This window comes from Pseudomonas sp. ADAK7, from assembly GCF_012935675.1.
In the GTDB taxonomy this organism is placed as follows: domain Bacteria; phylum Pseudomonadota; class Gammaproteobacteria; order Pseudomonadales; family Pseudomonadaceae; genus Aquipseudomonas.
Genome location: NZ_CP052861.1, coordinates 4403479 through 4420398, shown reverse-complemented (window position 1 = coordinate 4420398; position 16920 = coordinate 4403479). Strand labels below are relative to the sequence as shown.

The window sequence follows — 16920 nt, the reverse complement described above, 5'->3', positions numbered from 1 at the left end:
AAATCAGGCTATTAGCGAAATGGTTAGTAGATATCTACCCCGCCGGCGCTGGAATAGACCAGAATCAACCATGCAACTTGCCCGATTTGTCCGGGACTAACCAAAATCATTCAGTAAGGAGCGTAGGAAAATGGAATCAGCCGCTGAGCATCAAGGCCGCATTCTGCTGGTAGACGACGAGTCCGCCATCCTTCGTACCTTCCGCTATTGCCTCGAAGACGAAGGCTATACCGTCGCCACCGCCAACAGTGCGGCCCAGGCTGATGCACTGTTGCAACGTCAGGTGTTTGATCTGTGCTTCCTGGATTTGCGCCTGGGCGAGGACAACGGCCTCGATGTACTGGCGCAGATGCGTATTCAGGCGCCGTGGATGCGCGTGGTGATTGTGACCGCACATTCCGCCGTCGATACCGCGGTCGATGCGATCCAGGCCGGCGCCGCCGACTACCTGGTCAAACCTTGCAGCCCGGATCAATTGCGTCTGGCCACCGCCAAGCAACTGGAAGTGCGTCAACTCTCGGCGCGCCTGGAAGCCCTGGAAGGTGAAGTGCGCAAGACCAAGGATGGCCTGGACTCCCACAGCCCGGCGATGAAGGTGGTGCTCGAAACCGCCCGGCAAGTGGCCGGCACCGATGCCAACATTCTGATTCTTGGTGAATCCGGGACCGGTAAAGGTGAACTGGCCCGGGCCATTCACGGCTGGAGCAAGCGCGAGAAGAAATCCTGCGTCACCATCAACTGCCCCTCGTTGACCGCAGAACTGATGGAAAGCGAACTGTTCGGCCACAGCCGCGGTGCTTTTACCGGCGCCAGTGAAAGCACTTTGGGTCGAGTCAATCAGGCGGATGGCGGCACGCTGTTTCTCGACGAGATCGGCGATTTTCCCCTGACATTGCAACCCAAGTTGCTCCGGTTCATTCAGGACAAGGAATACGAGCGGGTGGGCGATCCGGTGACCCGTCGCGCCGATGTGCGGATTCTCGCCGCGACCAACCTCAACCTTGAGGACATGGTGCGCGACGGTCGTTTCCGTGAGGATTTGCTCTATCGCCTGAACGTCATCACCTTGCACCTGCCGCCGTTGCGCGAGCGCAGCGAAGACATCCTCAATCTGGCGGATCGCTTCCTCGCGCGCTTCGTCAAGGAATATGCGCGTCCGGCCCGGGGCTTCAGCGATGAGGCACGGGAGGCGTTGCTCAGCTATCGATGGCCGGGCAACATCCGCGAGCTGCGTAACGTGGTGGAGCGGGCGAGCATCATCTGCCCGCAGGAGCGCGTCGAGATCAGTCACTTGGGCATGGCCGAACAACCGGCCAATAATTCGCCACGGGTGGGCGCCGCGTTGAGCCTGGATGAGCTGGAAAAAGCGCACATCGGCGCCGTACTGGCCACCGCCGGAACCCTGGACCAGGCGGCCAAGACCTTGGGCATCGATGCCTCGACCCTTTACCGCAAACGCAAGCAGTACAACCTGTGAGCGACATCCGATGAAACTGGCGATGAAGTTGCGGACCCGGCTGTTCCTGAGTATTTCCGCACTCATCACCGTGGCGCTGCTCGGGCTGTTGCTCGGGCTGGTCAGCGTGATGCAGATGGCCGGGAGCCAGGAGGCTTTGGTCCGCAACAACTTTGTCACCCTCGACCTGGGCCTCAAGCTGCGCCAGACCCTGGGCGATCAACTGATCATTATGCTCAGCGAGAAACCTGATCCCGCGGCATTCGAAGCCTCCAAGCAGCATTACTTTCAGTTGCTCGATGAAGGCATCGCCCATGAGGGCGAGGGCGCCCAGTTTGGTTTCAATCAAGCCAAGACGGATTACCTGAGTTTTCTCCAGGCGTTCAACGAATCCCGCGATCCGACCCACGTGTTGATTGGCAATGAAGCACTCACGGAAAAATTCAACACCCTGCGCAACGGCCTGATCGCCGAACACAAGCGCGCGCTGGACAACATCAACGATACCCAGCGCCAGGCCCGTGACCGGGCATTGTTGATCGCCGGCCTGCTCGGCTTGGTCGGGTTGGCGGTGCTGATCATCGGTTTCATCACGGCCCATGCGATAGCCCGGCGCTTCGGCGCGCCGATCGAGGCGTTGGCCCAGGCCGCGGACAATATTGGCCAGGGCAATTTCGAAGTGACGCTGCCGATTTCCTCGGCGGTGGAGATGAACCAGCTGACCAAGCGCTTCGGGATCATGGCCGAGGCGCTGCGTGAGCACCAGGCGACCAATGTCGACGAACTGCTGGCCGGCCAGCAACGCTTGCAGGCGGTGCTCGACAGTATCGACGACGGTTTGCTGATGATCGACCGCGCAGGCCAGCTGGAGCACCTTAACCCGGTAGCGCAGCGGCAATTGGGTTGGGACACCGATCGTCTTGGCCAGGGTTTGGGTACGGCGCTCGAACGTCCCGAGCTGGATGCGCAACTGCAACTGGTCTTGCGTGGCGGCACGCTGGAGCGGGCACCGGAAGACTTGGCGATCGAAGTCGACGGCGAGTCGCGGTTGTTGACCTACAGCCTGACCCCGGTCAGCCATATCCAAGGCCATATCCTCGGCGCGGTGATGGTGTTGCATGACGTCACCGAGCAGCGCGCATTCGAGCGGGTGCGCAGTGAGTTCGTGTTGCGCGCGTCCCATGAGTTGCGCACGCCGGTCACCGGAATGCACATGGCGTTCGGCCTGTTTCGCGAGCGGGCGAAATTTCCAGCGGATTCCCGCGAAGCGGACTTGCTGGATACCGTGAATGAAGAAATGCAGCGCTTGATGCAGTTGATCAACGACTTGCTGAACTTCTCCCGCTACCAGAACGGCTTGCAGAAACTCACGCTGGGGCCGTGCTCCATCGACGACTTGCTGGAGCAGGCTCAAGGCCGTTTTGCGGCGTCGGCCGCAGAGCGCGGCATTGATTTGCTGGTGGAAGTGCAGGGGCCTTTGCCGCGCTTGCAGGCCGATCAGGCGCAACTGGACCGCGTGCTCGACAACCTGATCGACAATGCCCTGCGCCATACCGCCGAGAACGGGCAGATCCGCTTGCAGGCCCGGCGCCATGGCGAGCGGGTGATTATCAGCGTCGAGGATAACGGCGAAGGCATTGCTTACGGTCAGCAGGGGCGGATTTTCGAGCCGTTCGTGCAGGTCGGGCGCAAAAAGGGCGGCGCCGGGCTGGGATTGGCGTTGTGCAAGGAGATCGTGCAATTGCACGGCGGGCGGATGGGCGTTTATTCGCGGCCGGGGCAGGGCACGCAGTTCTATATGGCGTTGGCGGTCTAAGGCGTTTTTACGCTTCGTCATCCAGGCGTCGGCCCGTTAGCCGGCGGCCACGGGTAATCAGCTCGATGAACTGCACCGCGCTCAGCGCATGGGCGAACAACCAGCCCTGCCCGAACTTCACCCCCTCGCTGCTCAGGAATGCCGCCTGGGCTTCATGCTCGATGCCCTCGGCGATCACCTTGAGTTGCAGGGCCTGGGCCATGTGAATGATGTGCGGGGCCACGCCACTGCTGGCAGCGTCATGGCCCAGGGCATCGATAAAGGCCTTGTCGATTTTCAGGCAATCCACCGGCAAGGTTTGCAGGTAGGCCAGGCTGCAATAGCCGGTGCCAAAATCGTCGATCAGCACCTGATGCCCGACATCGCGCAAGGCTTGCAGGTTTTCCCGGGCCACAACCACGTCGATCAAACCGCGCTCCGTCACTTCGAAGGCAATCTGCTTGGCAGCGACCCGGTGCAAGGTCAGCAGACGCGCCATGACTTGGCCGATACGCGGCACCATGACATCGCAGGCCGCCAGGTTGACCGAGATGTACAGCTGCGGATTGGCCCGTAGCAGTTGCCCCAGTTGCTCCAGCAGACGCTGCAGGACGAAGTCGGTCATCTGGCGAATCTGACCGGTGTTCTCTGCCATCGGGATAAACAGATCGGGGCTGGTCAGCGTGCCATCCGGCCTGCGCCAGCGCAGCAGGGCTTCAGCGCCAACGCAGTTGCGACTGTCGAGGTCGAAGATCGGTTGATACAACACCTGCAACTCGCCTCGGCGTATTGCGCCCTGCAGTTCGACGTCCAGCGACTGACGTTGGCGCACCAGCAGAAATACCAGGAAACCCACGATAATCCCCAGCGCCAGACTTGCTGGCAGGAGCCACCACCAGACCGCCGGCACATGCATGGCGGTGCGCGGAGTGATCAGTACCAACTGATATTCCGGATTATTGGTGGGCATGCGGTAAATCAGGCGGCTTTGAGTCACTTGCAGGGCATCGAGGCTTTTCGGCGGCCAGGGCTCCGTGGGCGGCCAGGCCTGCTCGACGCCCAGCACCGGGATTGCCCGCTTCCCGTTGTCGAGCACCACCAGAAGGCTGCTACCGGGAGAGAGGTCGACCATGTCGGTCAGGTGCCCGCGAGAAGTCGCCACCCGGAAATTGCCGCGACTGAGCATCAGCGCGGCGCGGTTCTCATCGGGTTCGGTGGTGGTGTTCAGCCAATAGCTGTAGACGGGGCCTTTGATGTCCGACGGCCGAATCATCGATAACCCTTCCTGGCGAGGGCGGTTGGAGCAAATCCGGGTGGAATCCATATAGGCGGCTTCGTAGACGAAGCGATAACTGAAGCTGATCTGCTGCAAGGTGGCGATCATTTCATCGTTGCAACTTCGCAGCGGTTGGGCTTCCAGATCATCAAGGCTTTCGCGCAGTTGCCCGAACATCTGCTCAAGACGGGCGAGGAAGCGCTCGCCCTGGGCGTTCATTTCCCGGCTTTCGTTCTGCTCGACTTGATGCATCGCGATAAACAGACTGCCGGCCATCAGCAGGGTGGCACTCAGGGCAGCCGCTAACATCGCCAAAAACAACGGGCGATAGAACCAACTACGCAACCTCTCTCGAGCAGCAGGCATATTGGAAGATCCCAAGAATTACCAATGAGTTATAGCTGCTGATTGAGAAAAAGCGCTGACCGTCGGGCGGGCGTCATTATTTTGTCTGATTCAATACCAGCAGCATGGCAGCGGTTTGCGCATCCGGCATGCCGTCGAAGCGAGAAGGGCGGTAGTGCATCTGGAAGGCCGCCAACACATGGCGTGTCGCCACATCCAGTTCGCCGGTTTGCGGCGTCGCGTAACCCAGGCGCGCCAGTTGCTCCTGGAACCAGCCGATGCTCGGCAGCTCTACCTCGAATTGCACTTGCCGACGGGCGACGGCCTGCTCGTTTGGCCAGATGCCCAGGCCTTCGGCGGCCAAGCGCTTCCAGGGAAACAACGGACCCGGATCCAGCTTGCGCAGCGGGGCGATGTCGCTATGACCGATGATGTGCCGGGGGCTGATGCCATTGCGTTTGCTGATGTCCTTGAGCAGGACGATCAAGGATTGGACCTGGGCTTCGCTGTAGGGGTACCAGAAGCGACCGCCGGTCGGCATGTCGCGGAAGCCCGGATTGACGATTTCGATGCCGATGGAGCTTGAGTTCAGCCACGTCCGGCCTTGCCATTCGCTTTCCCCGGCGTGCCAGGCGCGCAAATTCTCATCCACCAGTTTGTAGATGGTCGCGCCGTTATCGTCACCGATCAGGTAGTGGCTGCTGACCTCGCCATGGGTCAACAGCTGCAGCGAACGCTCCAGCGAGGCGGAGGTGTAATGCACCACCACAAACTGCACGCGGCTGTCGAAGTTGGCGGAAGGGTGACTGGTATCGAAGCGCGGACCGCTGGCACAACCGGCCAGCAGCAGAAGCGACAGAGCGAGGGCAAGATATTTCATGGCAGAAGGCAATACACGCAGGACTGTAATGCAACAGTGTAACGTAATGCCTTGCGCCACGAAGGCCGAAGAGCCACTTTAAACAAAATGGAACAATTGGCGCTTAGCCCAGTTCCACTCGGTTACGCCCGGCATTTTTGGCCCGATAGAGCGCCTGATCGGCTCTTTTAAGCACCATATCGCTATGTTCCCCAGGTTTGAACGCGGTCAGTCCCATGGAAATAGTGATGGTTACGCGCTCGCCCTTGAAGTGAAAAGGGCAGGCTTCGATCGATGCACGCAGGATTTCCAGCAGTTTTGCGCCGGCTGTCGGTACAGTCGCAGGCATTAACAGCACGAACTCTTCACCGCCGAAGCGAGCAATGAAATCCGAACCGCGCAGGCGTTTGCGCAGCACGCTGGCGATGATTTTCAGCACCTTGTCACCCGCCAAGTGGCCGTAGTTATCATTGATGCGTTTGAAGTGGTCGAGGTCGAGCATGGCCAGCATCAGCGTATTGCCGTGCTGCTGCCATTCGCCGATTTCGTGCTCCAGCCGTTCGCTCCAGGCGGCGCGATTGGGCAGGCCGGTCAGTGGGTCGATCAGAGCTTTTTGCCGTTGTTCTTCAAGGTGCTCACGGTAGCCCAGCGCCTCTTGCTCCATGTGCGCGACCCGTTCGGCGAGGCCATGCAGGCGCGCAGCGACTTCCTGCTCGCGTTCATCGCGCTGCTTCTGATGCTGGTCCATGGTGCCCAGCAGGCCTTCGAGATGGTTTTCCAGTACGTGCTTGAGGTCTTCCAGGTCTGCGGCGTCCTGCATGCTGGTTTGCAAACCGTCAACCTGCTCGCGGATCTGCGTGTCCATCTCGCGCGCGGCGGAGCGGTTATCGGCATGACCGTCGCTGGCGGCTTGCAGGTTGCTCTGGAACGACTCGAGGCGCTCGTTGAGTTGCTGCAAGTACGCTTCGAACTCATGCTGGCCGCTGTCGGTAATCGCCAGCATCAGGGTCGCCAGATCGTCGAGAATCGGCAGCAACTCATACCAGTTCAGGCCATTTTGCAGGCGTTCGCGCATTGCTTCGGCTTGCGGGCGATGGCGTTCCGGTAGCGTCAAGTCGTCGAGCAAGCCCAGCAGCGTCTCTTCGATGTGCGTGGCAACGGAACTGTAGGACGGCTCCGGTGAGTCCGGCAATGCATAGAGGATGTCTTGCTCGGGGTGTTCAGGATCGATGGCGGCCAGTGCTTGAGCCATTGCGGCAGGCAGGGGCAGGCTGTCGAGGAATACCGGTGTTTCGGGAGTGGCCGCCGGGGTCAGTTCGTCCGGATTGAAGGCCGGCTGAACCTGGGCGGCAGGGGCGATGATCGGTGGCGCTGGCTCTTCAGGCCGTTCAGGCTCTGGCTGCGGTACTGGCGGTTGGGCGCGGACTACTTGCGGCTCCAGAACCGGTGGGACAAATGCCACGATATCGGGCGCCGGTAGTGTCTGCGGCGTTGGCGGTTCCGCTATGACGGCGGCGGTGGGTGCGACTGGGGCTATCGACGGCACCGGCTGCGGCACATCAGCGACGGGAGCGACATCGGCCTTGGGCTGTGTCGGTTCCGCGATGGGGGCTGAAACCGGCGCCTGCACTGTGGGGGCAGCGACCTGCGGCGCTGCTTCCTCCACGTCCCGACTGCCGAACAGCCGCTGGAGCAAACCCGGGCGGCCAGGTTCGGCAGGGTTCTCCAATTGGTTCAGGGCCTTGCCCTGCAAGCCGCTCAGTTCGCTGAGCAGCAGAGGAATCTCGCGAGCCTGACCGACGCGCCCGTCCAGTTGCTTGGCAAAGGTCTTGAGCGGCCGGCTGACTTCCCGGGGGAGCGGCAATGCCTGGAGTTGCGAGACCAGCGCGTTGAGTGCCGCGCTGACTTGGTCGGCCCGGGTTTCGCGACGCTGCTCGGAGTCTAGAACGGCTTTTTCCAGGCGTGGCAGCAGTGCGGCGAGGCCGGCATCCATGTCATCGGTGCGCACCACTTCGCGCATTTCCTTCATGCACAGGTCAACGGCGCGGTCGGTGCCCTCGGCCGCCAGGGTGCTGCGTACCAACCCGCGACGCAACAGGTCGAGTCGGGCGTCCCAGCGACGCTCGAGTTTTTCCTGTTGTTCGATGCTTTTGAGGTACTTCTCTTTCCAGCGTTGTGCTTCGTCGCTCATTCATGGGATCCGCGAGGGGCAGGACTCAACGCGGGGAATGCATCGGCCGTGAGCGAACCCGGCAAACGAATCTCTACCGCGACCGGCAGGTGATCGGAAATCGGTTGTGCCAGCACTTCGACTCTTTCCAGGGTCAGCGTCGGGCTGAGCAGAATGTGGTCCAGGCAGCGCTGCGGGCGCCAGCTGGGGAACGTCGCTTCCAGTTGCGGCGCCAGCAGGCCGAGGTCGCGCAACGGGGAGTTTTGCAGCAAGTCGCTGGCGTGGGTGTTCATGTCACCCATCAGCACCTGGTGTTTGTAGCCACCGATCAATTCGCGGATGTAGGCCAGTTGCAGGCTGCGCACACGGGCGCCGAGGGCCAGGTGCATCATCACGACGATCAACGCCTCCGGACCTTCGCCGAAGCGCACCAGGATCGCCCCGCGGCCTTTGGGCCCCGGTAGCGGGTGATCTTCAATCGCCCATGGGCGCAGGCGGCTGAGCACGCCATTGCTGTGCTGGCCGAGGCGACCGAGGTTGCGATTGAGTTGTTGATACCAGTAGGGGAAGGCCCCGAGTTGGGCCAGGTGTTCGACTTGATTGACGTAGCCTGATCGCAGGCTGCCGCCATCGGCTTCCTGCAAGGCGACCAGATCGAAGTCGCCCAGCAGATTGCCGATCTTTTGCAGGTTGTCGGCGCGCCCGGTGTGCGGCAACAGGTGTTGCCAGCCGCGGGTCAGGTAGTGCCGATAGCGCTCGGTACTGATGCCAACCTGGATGTTGAAGCTGAGCAGACGCAAACGGCTGTCTGCGGGCAGGCCCGTCGATTCCAGGTGATGCGAGTTGACCCGCGCTTCATGCAGGCCAACGACGCGTTCAGTACCCCAGCGGCGCATGGCAGGGGCCGCGCTTAGTTGGCGGCAGCCTTGTTAGCCGCTCGCTCTTGGTCGACCAGTTTGTCGGCCAGTTTCAGGGCTTGTTCGGCACCGCCGGCAGAGCCCACGTCAAAGCGATATTTGCCGTTGACGATCATGGTTGGAACGCCGGAGATCTCATACTTCTTCGCCAGCTCTTTGGCTTTGACGATTTGACCTTTGATGGCGAAGGAATTGAAGGTGGCCAGGAACTTGTCTTTGTCGACGCCCTGAGTGGCCAGGAATTCCGCCATGTCTGCTGGATCAGTCAGCTTCTTGTGTTCTTTCTGGATCGCTTCGAACACGGCCGAATGCACCTTGCTCTCGACACCCATGGCTTCCAGGGTCAGGAACATTTGCCCGTGAGCATCCCAAGGGCCGCCGAACATGGCAGGGATGCGGACGAAGTTCACGTCAGAAGGCAGTTTTTCAACCCATGGATTGATTACTGGCTCGAATGCGTAGCAATGCGGGCAACCGTACCAGAACAGCTCCACCACTTCGATCTTGCCAGGGACAGCGACGGGAACCGCGTTGGCGAGTTCGACATAAGGTGCTGCAGGTGCTTCGGCGGCCTGGACCGCGTTCATGCCGAACAGGCTGGCAGCGACGAGTGCGGCGCTGATGATCAGATTACGCATGCTTTACTCCTGGACAATTTGGGTCGCCTCGCGCGACCTGTTTTCAGACAGATCCTGGCGGGCTTGAGTTCTGTAGTGTAACGGCAGCAGCCACAAAAAAGGGCGGCCTAAGCCACCCTTTTTATACTTGCTGCGACGGATTAATAGAGCGTTAACGTTGCTGGAGATGTCCGCCCAGCGTAACGCTCGATCCGCAGGCCCTAGTGCAGGCCCTGGATGTAGCTGGAGACCGCGGCGATATCTTCGTCGCTCAGCCGTTTGGCGATGGTCTGCATGGTCTTGGTGTCGCCATCGTTGGCGCGGCCGCCTTCTTCCTTGCGGAAGTCGGTCAGTTGCTTGGCAATGTATTGAGCGTGCTGGCCACCTAGGTGCGGGAAGCCGGCGGCGGCGTTGCCTGCGCCATTTGGCGAATGGCAGCCGGTGCAGGCTGGCAGGCCCTTGGCCAGGTCACCACCGCGGAACAGTGCTTCACCGCGAGCCACGACTTTAGGGTCGGCGGCGCCAACGCTGCCTTTCTGGCTGGCGAAGTAGGCGGCGATATCGGCCAGGTCCTGATCGCTCAGGTTGGTCAGCAGGCCGGTCATTTCCAGTACCGTGCGTTTGCCGGACTTGATGTCGTGCAACTGCTTGTTCAGATAACGCTCGCCCTGACCTGCCAGTTTCGGAAAGTTAGGCGCCATGCTGTTGCCATCCGGGCCATGACAGGCGCCACACACTGCGGCTTTCGCCTGGCCAGCGGTTGCATCACCTGCAGCATGGGCAATGCCGGAGATCCCCACGGTCAACAGCAGACTCACGATCAATTTGTTCATCAGCTAATCCAACTACGGCTAAGGGTTAAAGAGTTATGGGCCGGGTTTACTCGCTCATCCAGTGGATGATGGCTTGGTAATCCTCGGCACTGCAGTCCATGCACAAACCACGCGGCGGCATCGCCTTGAAACCCTGGGTTACGTGTTGCACCAGCGTCTCCATACCTTTCGCCAACCTCGGCGTCCAAGCTTCCTGATCGCCCTTCTGAGGCGCCGAAGGTAGTTGGCCGGAATGACAGGCACCACAAACACGGTTGTACACAGCTTCCGGATCCTGTGTAGCCTGAGCGCTGTAAAGCGGCATCAAGACACCGGCAGCTAGCAGCCATTTCGTCATAAAACGACCTTTTCAGGGTAGAGAGCGTTCTGCGTTCTAGTGCGCAATCAAGGTCTTTCGCTCTCGTGAACTTCATCCTACGCTGGGACAAAGCGCACACAAAATCTGCGGCATTATATACTGGCGCCACTGAAACGGAAACGACACTGCTCGCCGCGTCCATTCCCGGCGCCGCCCACATCGGAAATCCCATGCAACTCAAGAACCCCATCCTCGGCCTGTGCCAACAGTCCACCTTCATGCTCAGCGCTGCCAAAGTCGACCAATGTCCGGACGACGAGGGCTTTGAAGTAGCCTTCGCCGGGCGTTCCAACGCCGGTAAATCCAGCGCGCTGAACACCCTGACTCACGCCAGCCTGGCGCGGACCTCGAAAACGCCGGGTCGCACGCAGTTGTTGAACTTCTTCAAGCTAGACGATGATCGGCGTCTGGTCGACCTTCCGGGCTACGGTTACGCAAAAGTACCTATCCCGTTGAAGCTGCACTGGCAGCGTCACCTGGAAGCTTATCTGGGCGGTCGCGAGAGTTTGAAAGGTCTGATCCTGATGATGGACATCCGTCATCCAATGACCGACTTCGACTTGCTGATGCTCGATTGGGCAGTCGCCAGCGGCATGCCGATGCACATTTTGCTGACCAAAGCCGACAAGTTGACCTACGGCGCAGCGAAAAACGTCCTGCTCAAGGTTCAGGCCGACATTCGCAAGGGTTGGGGTGACGCGATCAGCATCCAGTTGTTCTCGGCGCCAAAACGCCTGGGCCTGGAAGACGCCTACACTGTATTGGCAGGTTGGATGGAATTGGCGGACAAGGGCACTGAGATTGCCGAGTAAGGCTTTCCTGCAGGCAAAAAAAACCCCGGACTTCTTATGGGGAGGGGGAAGTTCCGGGGTTCAAGCTCCGGACCGCTAGGGCGGGGTCCAGATTTATCTGCCAACACTTAACACAACATAGGAGCATCGAAGGGCTTCACCAGCCATTCAGTAACTCTGAGTGGCGATTCACGAGATTAGTTCAGAAATTTTTCAAATGCCTTTGGAATAACCCGACGCATTTTTCGAACTAAGCGCCCCTCGAGCCCTGTCTGCCGCGGCACTATGCCGCGGCAGAAAGCCCTCTACCGACGGCTTAGTGCGCCTCGTCCCAGTTATTGCCTACGCCAACTTCGACCAGAAGCGGCACATCGAGCTTCACGGCGTTGCTCATGTGCGCGCGAATTTCTTCACGCACCTGGTCGACCAGGTCCTCACGCACCTCAAGCACCAATTCATCGTGTACCTGCAGGATGACTTTGGCGTCCAGGCCTGACGACGTCAGCCAGTTATCCACTGCCACCATGGCTTTCTTGATGATGTCGGCCGCAGTGCCTTGCATCGGGGCGTTGATCGCCGTGCGCTCGGCGCCTTTGCGCAGTGCCGGATTCTTCGCGTTGATCTCCGGCAGGTACAGGCGACGACCGAAGATGGTTTCGACGAAGCCTTGTTCGGCAGCCTGGGTTCGGGTGCGTTCCATGTACTGGAGAACGCCAGGGTAGCGGGCGAAGTAGCGATCGATGTACGCCTGGGATTGCTTGCGATCGACGCCGATCTGCTTGGCCAGGCCAAACGCGCTCATGCCGTAGATCAGGCCGAAGTTGATCGCCTTGGCGCTGCGTCGCTGATCGGTGGTGACCTCTGCCAATTCAACCCCGAAGACTTCCGCCGCCGTGGCCTTGTGCACGTCCAGGTCGTTGCGGAAGGCGTGCAGCAACCCTTCGTCCTTGGCCAGGTGGGCCATGATCCGCAGTTCGATCTGCGAGTAATCCGCCGCCAGCAGTTTGTAGCCTTTTGGCGCGACGAATGCCTGACGAATCCGCCGGCCTTCCGCGGTGCGGATCGGGATGTTCTGCAGGTTTGGATCGCTGGAGGACAAACGACCGGTAGCCGCGACAGCCTGATGATAAGAGGTGTGTATCCGCCCGGTGCGCGGGTTGATCTGCTCCGGCAGGCGGTCGGTGTAGGTGCTTTTCAGTTTGCTCATCGAGCGGTATTGCATCAGCACCTTGGGCAGCGGGAAATCCTGCTCGGCCAGTTCCGCCAGCACGGCTTCGGCGGTCGAGGCCTGGCCCTTGGCGGTTTTGCTGAGGATCGGCAGGCCGAGCTTTTCGTACAGGATCGCGCCCAATTGCTTCGGCGACCCGAGGTTGAATTCTTCGCCGGCGATGGCGTACGCCTCACGCTCCAGCTCGACCATTTTCGTGCCCAACTCAATGCTCTGGATGCCCAGCAGGGCAGCGTCAACCAGTGCGCCCTGGCGTTCGATCCGTGCCAACACCGGCACCAGCGGCATTTCGATCTCGCTCAAGACCTTGCTCAGGCTCGGAATCGCATTGAGCTTGGCCTGCAAGGTTTGGTGCAGGCGCAGGGTCACGTCGGCGTCTTCGGCGGCGTAAGGCCCGGCCAGTTCCAGGGCAATCTGATCGAACGTCAGCTGCTTGGCACCCTTGCCGGCGATGTCGGTAAAACCGGTGGTGGTGTGATTCAGGTACTTGAGCGCCAGGCTGTCCATGTCGTGGCGGGTCGCGGTGGAATCGAGCACATAGGATTCGAGCATGGTGTCGAAGGCGATGCCTTGCACCGTGATGCCGCAGTTCTGGTCGCCACCGATGGCGCAGTTGGCCAGGATGTTCATGTCGAACTTGGCGTGCTGGCCGACCTTGAGCTTGCTCGGGTCTTCGAGGATCGGTTTCAGCGCGCGCAGAACGGTGTCGCGATCCAGCTGCTCCGGCGCGCCCATGTAGGAGTGGGTCAGCGGGATGTAGGCCGCTTCGTTGGCTTGCACGGCGAAGGACAGGCCCACAAGTTGCGCCCGCTGCGCGTCAATGCCGGTGGTTTCGGTATCGAAGGCGATCAGTTTGGCGTCGTTCAACTTCTTCAACCACAGATCGAAATCGGCCTGGGTGAGGATCGTCGTGTACTTGAGTTCAGCCGCAGCAGCGACCTCTTCTTCAGCCACTGGCGCAACCACTTCCTGGCCGGAACGCTTGGCATCGCGCTGGTTGTCTTCGAACCAGCTCTTGAATTCGAGCAAGGTGTAGAGCTCGGCGAGTTTGTCGTGGTCCGGCTGGCCCATTTGCAGGTCGTCGAGGCCGATGTCCAGCGGCACGTCGATCTTGATGGTTGCCAGGCGATAGGAGAGGAACGCCATCTCCTTGTGCTCTTCGAGCTTGGCCGGCAGGGTCTTGGCACCGCGAATCGGCAGGGTCGGCACGATGTCGAGTTGCGCGTACAGCTCGGTCAGGCCGCCGTTTACGCCGACCAACAAACCGGACGCGGTTTTCGGGCCGATGCCTGGAACGCCCGGGATGTTGTCGGACGAATCGCCCATCAGCGCCAGGTAATCGATGATCTGCTCGGGAGCGACGCCGAATTTCTCCTTCACGCCCTCCACGTCCATGCTGCTACCGGTCATGGTATTGACCAAGGTAATGTGCCCGTCGACCAGTTGCGCCATGTCCTTGTCGCCAGTGGAGATCACCACCGGGCGGTCGGCGGCCGCGCTGCTGCGGGCCAGGGTGCCGATCACGTCATCGGCCTCGACGCCTTCGACGCACAGCAACGGGAAGCCGAGGGCGATCACGCTCTGGTGCAGCGGCTCGATCTGCACGCGCATGTCGTCGGGCATGCTTGGGCGATTGGCCTTGTACTCGGCGAACATTTCGTCACGGAACGTCCCGCCCTTGGCGTCGAACACCACGGCGAACGGGCTCTCCGGGTACTGCTTGCGCAGACTCTTGAGCATGTTCAACACACCCTTGACCGCGCCGGTCGGCAGGCCTTTGGAAGTGGTCAGTGGTGGCAGCGCGTGAAAGGCGCGGTACAGGTAAGAAGAACCGTCCACCAGGACGAGGGGGGCTTGGCTCATGAGCAGGATCAACCTTTTCGGCGGGTCCGGCGCTAGAATAGCGGGACCGTTGACGACAAAGGGACAAGGTTATCATGCGCACACTAAATCGCCTGTTGCTGGCTGGGTTGTTTGCAACCGCTCCATTGGCCGTCATGGCGGCGGACGATGCGCCGACGCCGGAGCCGGAAGTCACGATCCGCACGGAAGGGGACAAGGTCATTCAGGAGTACCGGCAAAACGGTTTCCTGTATGCGATCAAGGTCACGCCCAAGGGCGCACCACCGTATTTTCTGGTGCGCGCGGACGGGACCGATGCAAACTTCATCCGCTCCGATCAGCCGGATATGCTGATTCCGTCGTGGAAGATCTTTGAGTGGAAGTAGTTTCTTAACTTTAATCGGCGCCGGCTCAATCGCGGCGCCCGAACTGAGCAGTTTTTAACCATGTCTGTGTTCACCCCCCTGGCTCGGCCCGAGCTGGAAACCTTTCTCGCCCCATACGGGCTCGGCCGCCTGCTCGATTTCCAGGGGATTGCCGCCGGTAGTGAAAACACCAATTTCTTTATCAGCCTGGAGCAGGGCGAGTTTGTCCTGACCCTGGTTGAACGCGGCCCGGTTCAGGAAATGCCGTTCTTCATCGAACTGCTCGACGTGTTGCACGACGCCGACCTGCCGGTGCCCTACGCGCTGCGCACCATTGACGGCGTGGCTTTACGTGAACTGGCCGGCAAACCGGCGCTGCTGCAACCGCGCCTGGCCGGCAAGCACATCAAGGAAGCCAACGCCCAGCATTGCTCTCAGGTCGGCGAGCTGCTCGGCCACCTGCATCTGGCGACTCAGGCCAACATGATAAAGCGCAAGACCGATCGTGGTCTGGACTGGATGCAGGAGGAGGGCACGCAGTTGCTCTCGCATTTGAACGCCGAGCAGAGCGATCTGCTGCAGCGGGCATTGGACGAAATCACTCAGCAGAAAACCAAAATTCTGGCGCTGCCGCGGGCCAACATCCACGCCGACCTGTTCCGCGATAACGCGATGTTCGAAGGCACGCACCTGACCGGGCTGATCGACTTCTACAACGCCTGTTCCGGACCGATGTTGTACGACGTGGCAATTGCCTTGAATGACTGGTGCTCGGACGAGCAAGGTGTGATCGACGGGCCGCGTGCCCGCGCCTTGTTGGGTGCTTATGCGGCACTGCGGCCATTCACGGCGGCGGAGGCCGAGTTGTGGCCGACCATGCTGCGCGTGGCGTGCGTGCGATTCTGGCTGTCGCGATTGATTGCCGCGGAATCGTTCGCCGGGCAGGACGTGTTGATTCACGATCCGATGGAGTTTCAGCAGCGCTTGGCGCAGCGGCAGAAGGTCAGCACACCGTTGCCTTTCGCCCTTTAAAAGCTTCGCGGGCAAGCCTCGCTCCTACAGGATATGGGTCGTTCGCGACGTTTTGAACGACAAAAATCCGTAGGAGCGAGGCTTGCCCGCGAATGGGCCGCCTCAAATGTCCGGTTACAACGACTCCAGACACCCCGCCAAATCATTCCCCAACTTCTCCAGCACCTGCGCATACCCCTGAGCGGTCGCCGGGGTATAGCCGCCCAACGCATCCAGTTCCGCCAGTTTCACCGGCAGACCGGCCACCAGGGTTTCCGCCAGCCGCGGGCGCAACGGCGGCTCGCTGAACACGCAGGTCTTGCCCACTTCCTGCAAACGCGTGCGCATCGCCGCGACATGCTGTGCACCCGGCTGCACTTCGGCGGCGACGCTGAATACACCGGTGTGCTTGAGACCGTAGGCATCTTCGAAGTAGTCGAACGCTTCGTGGAACACGAAGTACGGCTTACCGGCAATGCCTGCCAGCCGAGCCTTCAACCGCAAATCCAAAGCATCCAGACGTTCATCGAAGGCCTTGAGGTTGCTCTGATAGCGCGCCGCGTTGGCGGGATCGGCAGCACTCAGGTCAGCGGCCATTTTCGTGGCGATCACCCGAGCATTGACCGGCGACAACCACAAATGCGCGTCCAGGGTGCCTGGACGGTGATCGTGGTCATGTTCGTCGGCATCTTCGGCGTGCGACTGACTATCTTCGGCGAAATGGCGCAGTTTCAGGTCAGGCAAATCCTGCACGGCCACGGTCGGCAATGTGCGACCTTTCAGCACGCGGGGCAGGAAACCTTCCATATCCGGACCAATCCAGTACACCAGATCCACCGACTGCACCTTCCGTACGTCGGAAGGGCGCAATGCATAGTTATGCGGCGATGCACCCGGTGGCAGCAACACTTCCGGAATCGCTACACCGTCCTGCACCGCTGCGGCGATCAGCTGTAGCGGCTTGATACTGGTCAGCACTTTGACTTCGGCCTGGGCCGAACCGATCAGCAGGAAACTGGCGAAAAATGCGATGAAGATAGAAAAAAGTCGGGACACG

General features: G+C 60.5%; 14 protein-coding genes. 5 read left to right on the top strand and 9 right to left on the bottom strand.

What is annotated here, in order from left to right; translation table 11 throughout:
* Positions 1-130 precede the first annotated feature (130 nt).
* On the top strand, positions 131-1477 hold the full coding sequence (algB, locus tag HKK53_RS20255) for a sigma-54-dependent response regulator transcription factor AlgB (protein ID WP_169372297.1): 1347 nt from the start codon (positions 131-133) through the stop codon (positions 1475-1477).
* A gap of 10 nt (positions 1478-1487) precedes the next feature.
* Positions 1488-3272, top strand: coding sequence for a KinB sensor domain-containing domain (locus HKK53_RS20250; protein WP_169372296.1), 1785 nt, complete (start codon positions 1488-1490; stop codon positions 3270-3272).
* A 7-nt stretch (positions 3273-3279) separates the two neighbouring features.
* Here the strand turns inward: HKK53_RS20250 and HKK53_RS20245 are convergent, their stop codons facing one another.
* The 7 genes from HKK53_RS20245 to HKK53_RS20215 form a co-directional block, all read right to left on the bottom strand.
* Entirely contained in the window at positions 3280-4893 is a 1614-nt protein-coding gene (locus HKK53_RS20245; RefSeq protein WP_169372295.1) for an EAL domain-containing protein, read from the bottom strand.
* Between the two features lie 76 nt (positions 4894-4969).
* Positions 4970-5752: an N-acetylmuramoyl-L-alanine amidase gene (locus tag HKK53_RS20240; RefSeq protein WP_169372294.1), complete on the bottom strand. Its 783-nt coding sequence runs from the start codon at positions 5750-5752 to the stop codon at positions 4970-4972.
* A 103-nt stretch (positions 5753-5855) separates the two neighbouring features.
* Entirely contained in the window at positions 5856-7922 is a 2067-nt protein-coding gene (locus HKK53_RS20235) for a diguanylate cyclase (protein WP_169372293.1), read from the bottom strand.
* Positions 7919-8797, bottom strand: a complete 879-nt coding sequence (locus HKK53_RS20230; protein ID WP_169372292.1) for an endonuclease/exonuclease/phosphatase family protein — start codon at positions 8795-8797, stop codon at positions 7919-7921. Before HKK53_RS20230 ends, HKK53_RS20235 begins: the two co-directional genes overlap by 4 nt.
* A gap of 14 nt (positions 8798-8811) precedes the next feature.
* Positions 8812-9456: a thiol:disulfide interchange protein DsbA/DsbL gene (locus HKK53_RS20225; RefSeq protein ID WP_169372291.1), complete on the bottom strand. Its 645-nt coding sequence runs from the start codon at positions 9454-9456 to the stop codon at positions 8812-8814.
* Positions 9457-9656: 200 nt separating this feature from the next.
* On the bottom strand, positions 9657-10268 hold the full coding sequence (locus HKK53_RS20220; RefSeq protein ID WP_169372290.1) for a c-type cytochrome: 612 nt from the start codon (positions 10266-10268) through the stop codon (positions 9657-9659).
* 46 nt (positions 10269-10314) lie between these two features.
* Positions 10315-10605, bottom strand: coding sequence for a c-type cytochrome (locus tag HKK53_RS20215; protein WP_169372289.1), 291 nt, complete (start codon positions 10603-10605; stop codon positions 10315-10317).
* A 191-nt stretch (positions 10606-10796) separates the two neighbouring features.
* Here HKK53_RS20215 and yihA point away from each other — a divergent pair, with 191 nt between their 5' ends.
* Complete coding sequence (yihA, locus tag HKK53_RS20210; protein WP_169372288.1) at positions 10797-11438, top strand: ribosome biogenesis GTP-binding protein YihA/YsxC; 642 nt, start codon at positions 10797-10799, stop codon at positions 11436-11438.
* Between the two features lie 295 nt (positions 11439-11733).
* Here yihA and polA read toward each other — a convergent pair whose 3' ends face one another.
* Entirely contained in the window at positions 11734-14508 is a 2775-nt protein-coding gene (gene polA / locus HKK53_RS20205) for a DNA polymerase I (protein ID WP_169372287.1), read from the bottom strand.
* A 74-nt stretch (positions 14509-14582) separates the two neighbouring features.
* Between polA and HKK53_RS20200 the strand changes: the two genes are divergently transcribed.
* Positions 14583-14873 (top strand): DUF2782 domain-containing protein, encoded by a 291-nt coding sequence (locus tag HKK53_RS20200; protein WP_169372286.1) that lies wholly within the window; start codon positions 14583-14585, stop codon positions 14871-14873.
* A 60-nt stretch (positions 14874-14933) separates the two neighbouring features.
* Positions 14934-15884: a homoserine kinase gene (locus HKK53_RS20195; RefSeq protein WP_169372285.1), complete on the top strand. Its 951-nt coding sequence runs from the start codon at positions 14934-14936 to the stop codon at positions 15882-15884.
* 114 nt (positions 15885-15998) lie between these two features.
* Here HKK53_RS20195 and znuA read toward each other — a convergent pair whose 3' ends face one another.
* Positions 15999-16919, bottom strand: a complete 921-nt coding sequence (gene znuA, locus HKK53_RS20190) for a zinc ABC transporter substrate-binding protein ZnuA (protein WP_169372284.1) — start codon at positions 16917-16919, stop codon at positions 15999-16001.
* Position 16920: the final 1 nt, after the last annotated feature.

Coding starts and splice junctions, on each gene's coding strand:
- polA (WP_169372287.1), bottom strand. CDS start 14,508: ATGAGCCAAGCCCCCCTCGTCCTGGTGGACGGTTCTTCTTACCTGTAC.
- HKK53_RS20195 (WP_169372285.1), top strand. CDS start 14,934: ATGTCTGTGTTCACCCCCCTGGCTCGGCCCGAGCTGGAAACCTTTCTC.
- HKK53_RS20220 (WP_169372290.1), bottom strand. CDS start 10,268: ATGAACAAATTGATCGTGAGTCTGCTGTTGACCGTGGGGATCTCCGGC.
- HKK53_RS20235 (WP_169372293.1), bottom strand. CDS start 7,922: ATGAGCGACGAAGCACAACGCTGGAAAGAGAAGTACCTCAAAAGCATC.
- HKK53_RS20215 (WP_169372289.1), bottom strand. CDS start 10,605: ATGACGAAATGGCTGCTAGCTGCCGGTGTCTTGATGCCGCTTTACAGC.
- HKK53_RS20225 (WP_169372291.1), bottom strand. CDS start 9,456: ATGCGTAATCTGATCATCAGCGCCGCACTCGTCGCTGCCAGCCTGTTC.
- HKK53_RS20230 (WP_169372292.1), bottom strand. CDS start 8,797: ATGCGCCGCTGGGGTACTGAACGCGTCGTTGGCCTGCATGAAGCGCGG.
- HKK53_RS20240 (WP_169372294.1), bottom strand. CDS start 5,752: ATGAAATATCTTGCCCTCGCTCTGTCGCTTCTGCTGCTGGCCGGTTGT.
- HKK53_RS20250 (WP_169372296.1), top strand. CDS start 1,488: ATGAAACTGGCGATGAAGTTGCGGACCCGGCTGTTCCTGAGTATTTCC.
- HKK53_RS20200 (WP_169372286.1), top strand. CDS start 14,583: ATGCGCACACTAAATCGCCTGTTGCTGGCTGGGTTGTTTGCAACCGCT.
- yihA (WP_169372288.1), top strand. CDS start 10,797: ATGCAACTCAAGAACCCCATCCTCGGCCTGTGCCAACAGTCCACCTTC.
- algB (WP_169372297.1), top strand. CDS start 131: ATGGAATCAGCCGCTGAGCATCAAGGCCGCATTCTGCTGGTAGACGAC.
- HKK53_RS20245 (WP_169372295.1), bottom strand. CDS start 4,893: ATGCCTGCTGCTCGAGAGAGGTTGCGTAGTTGGTTCTATCGCCCGTTG.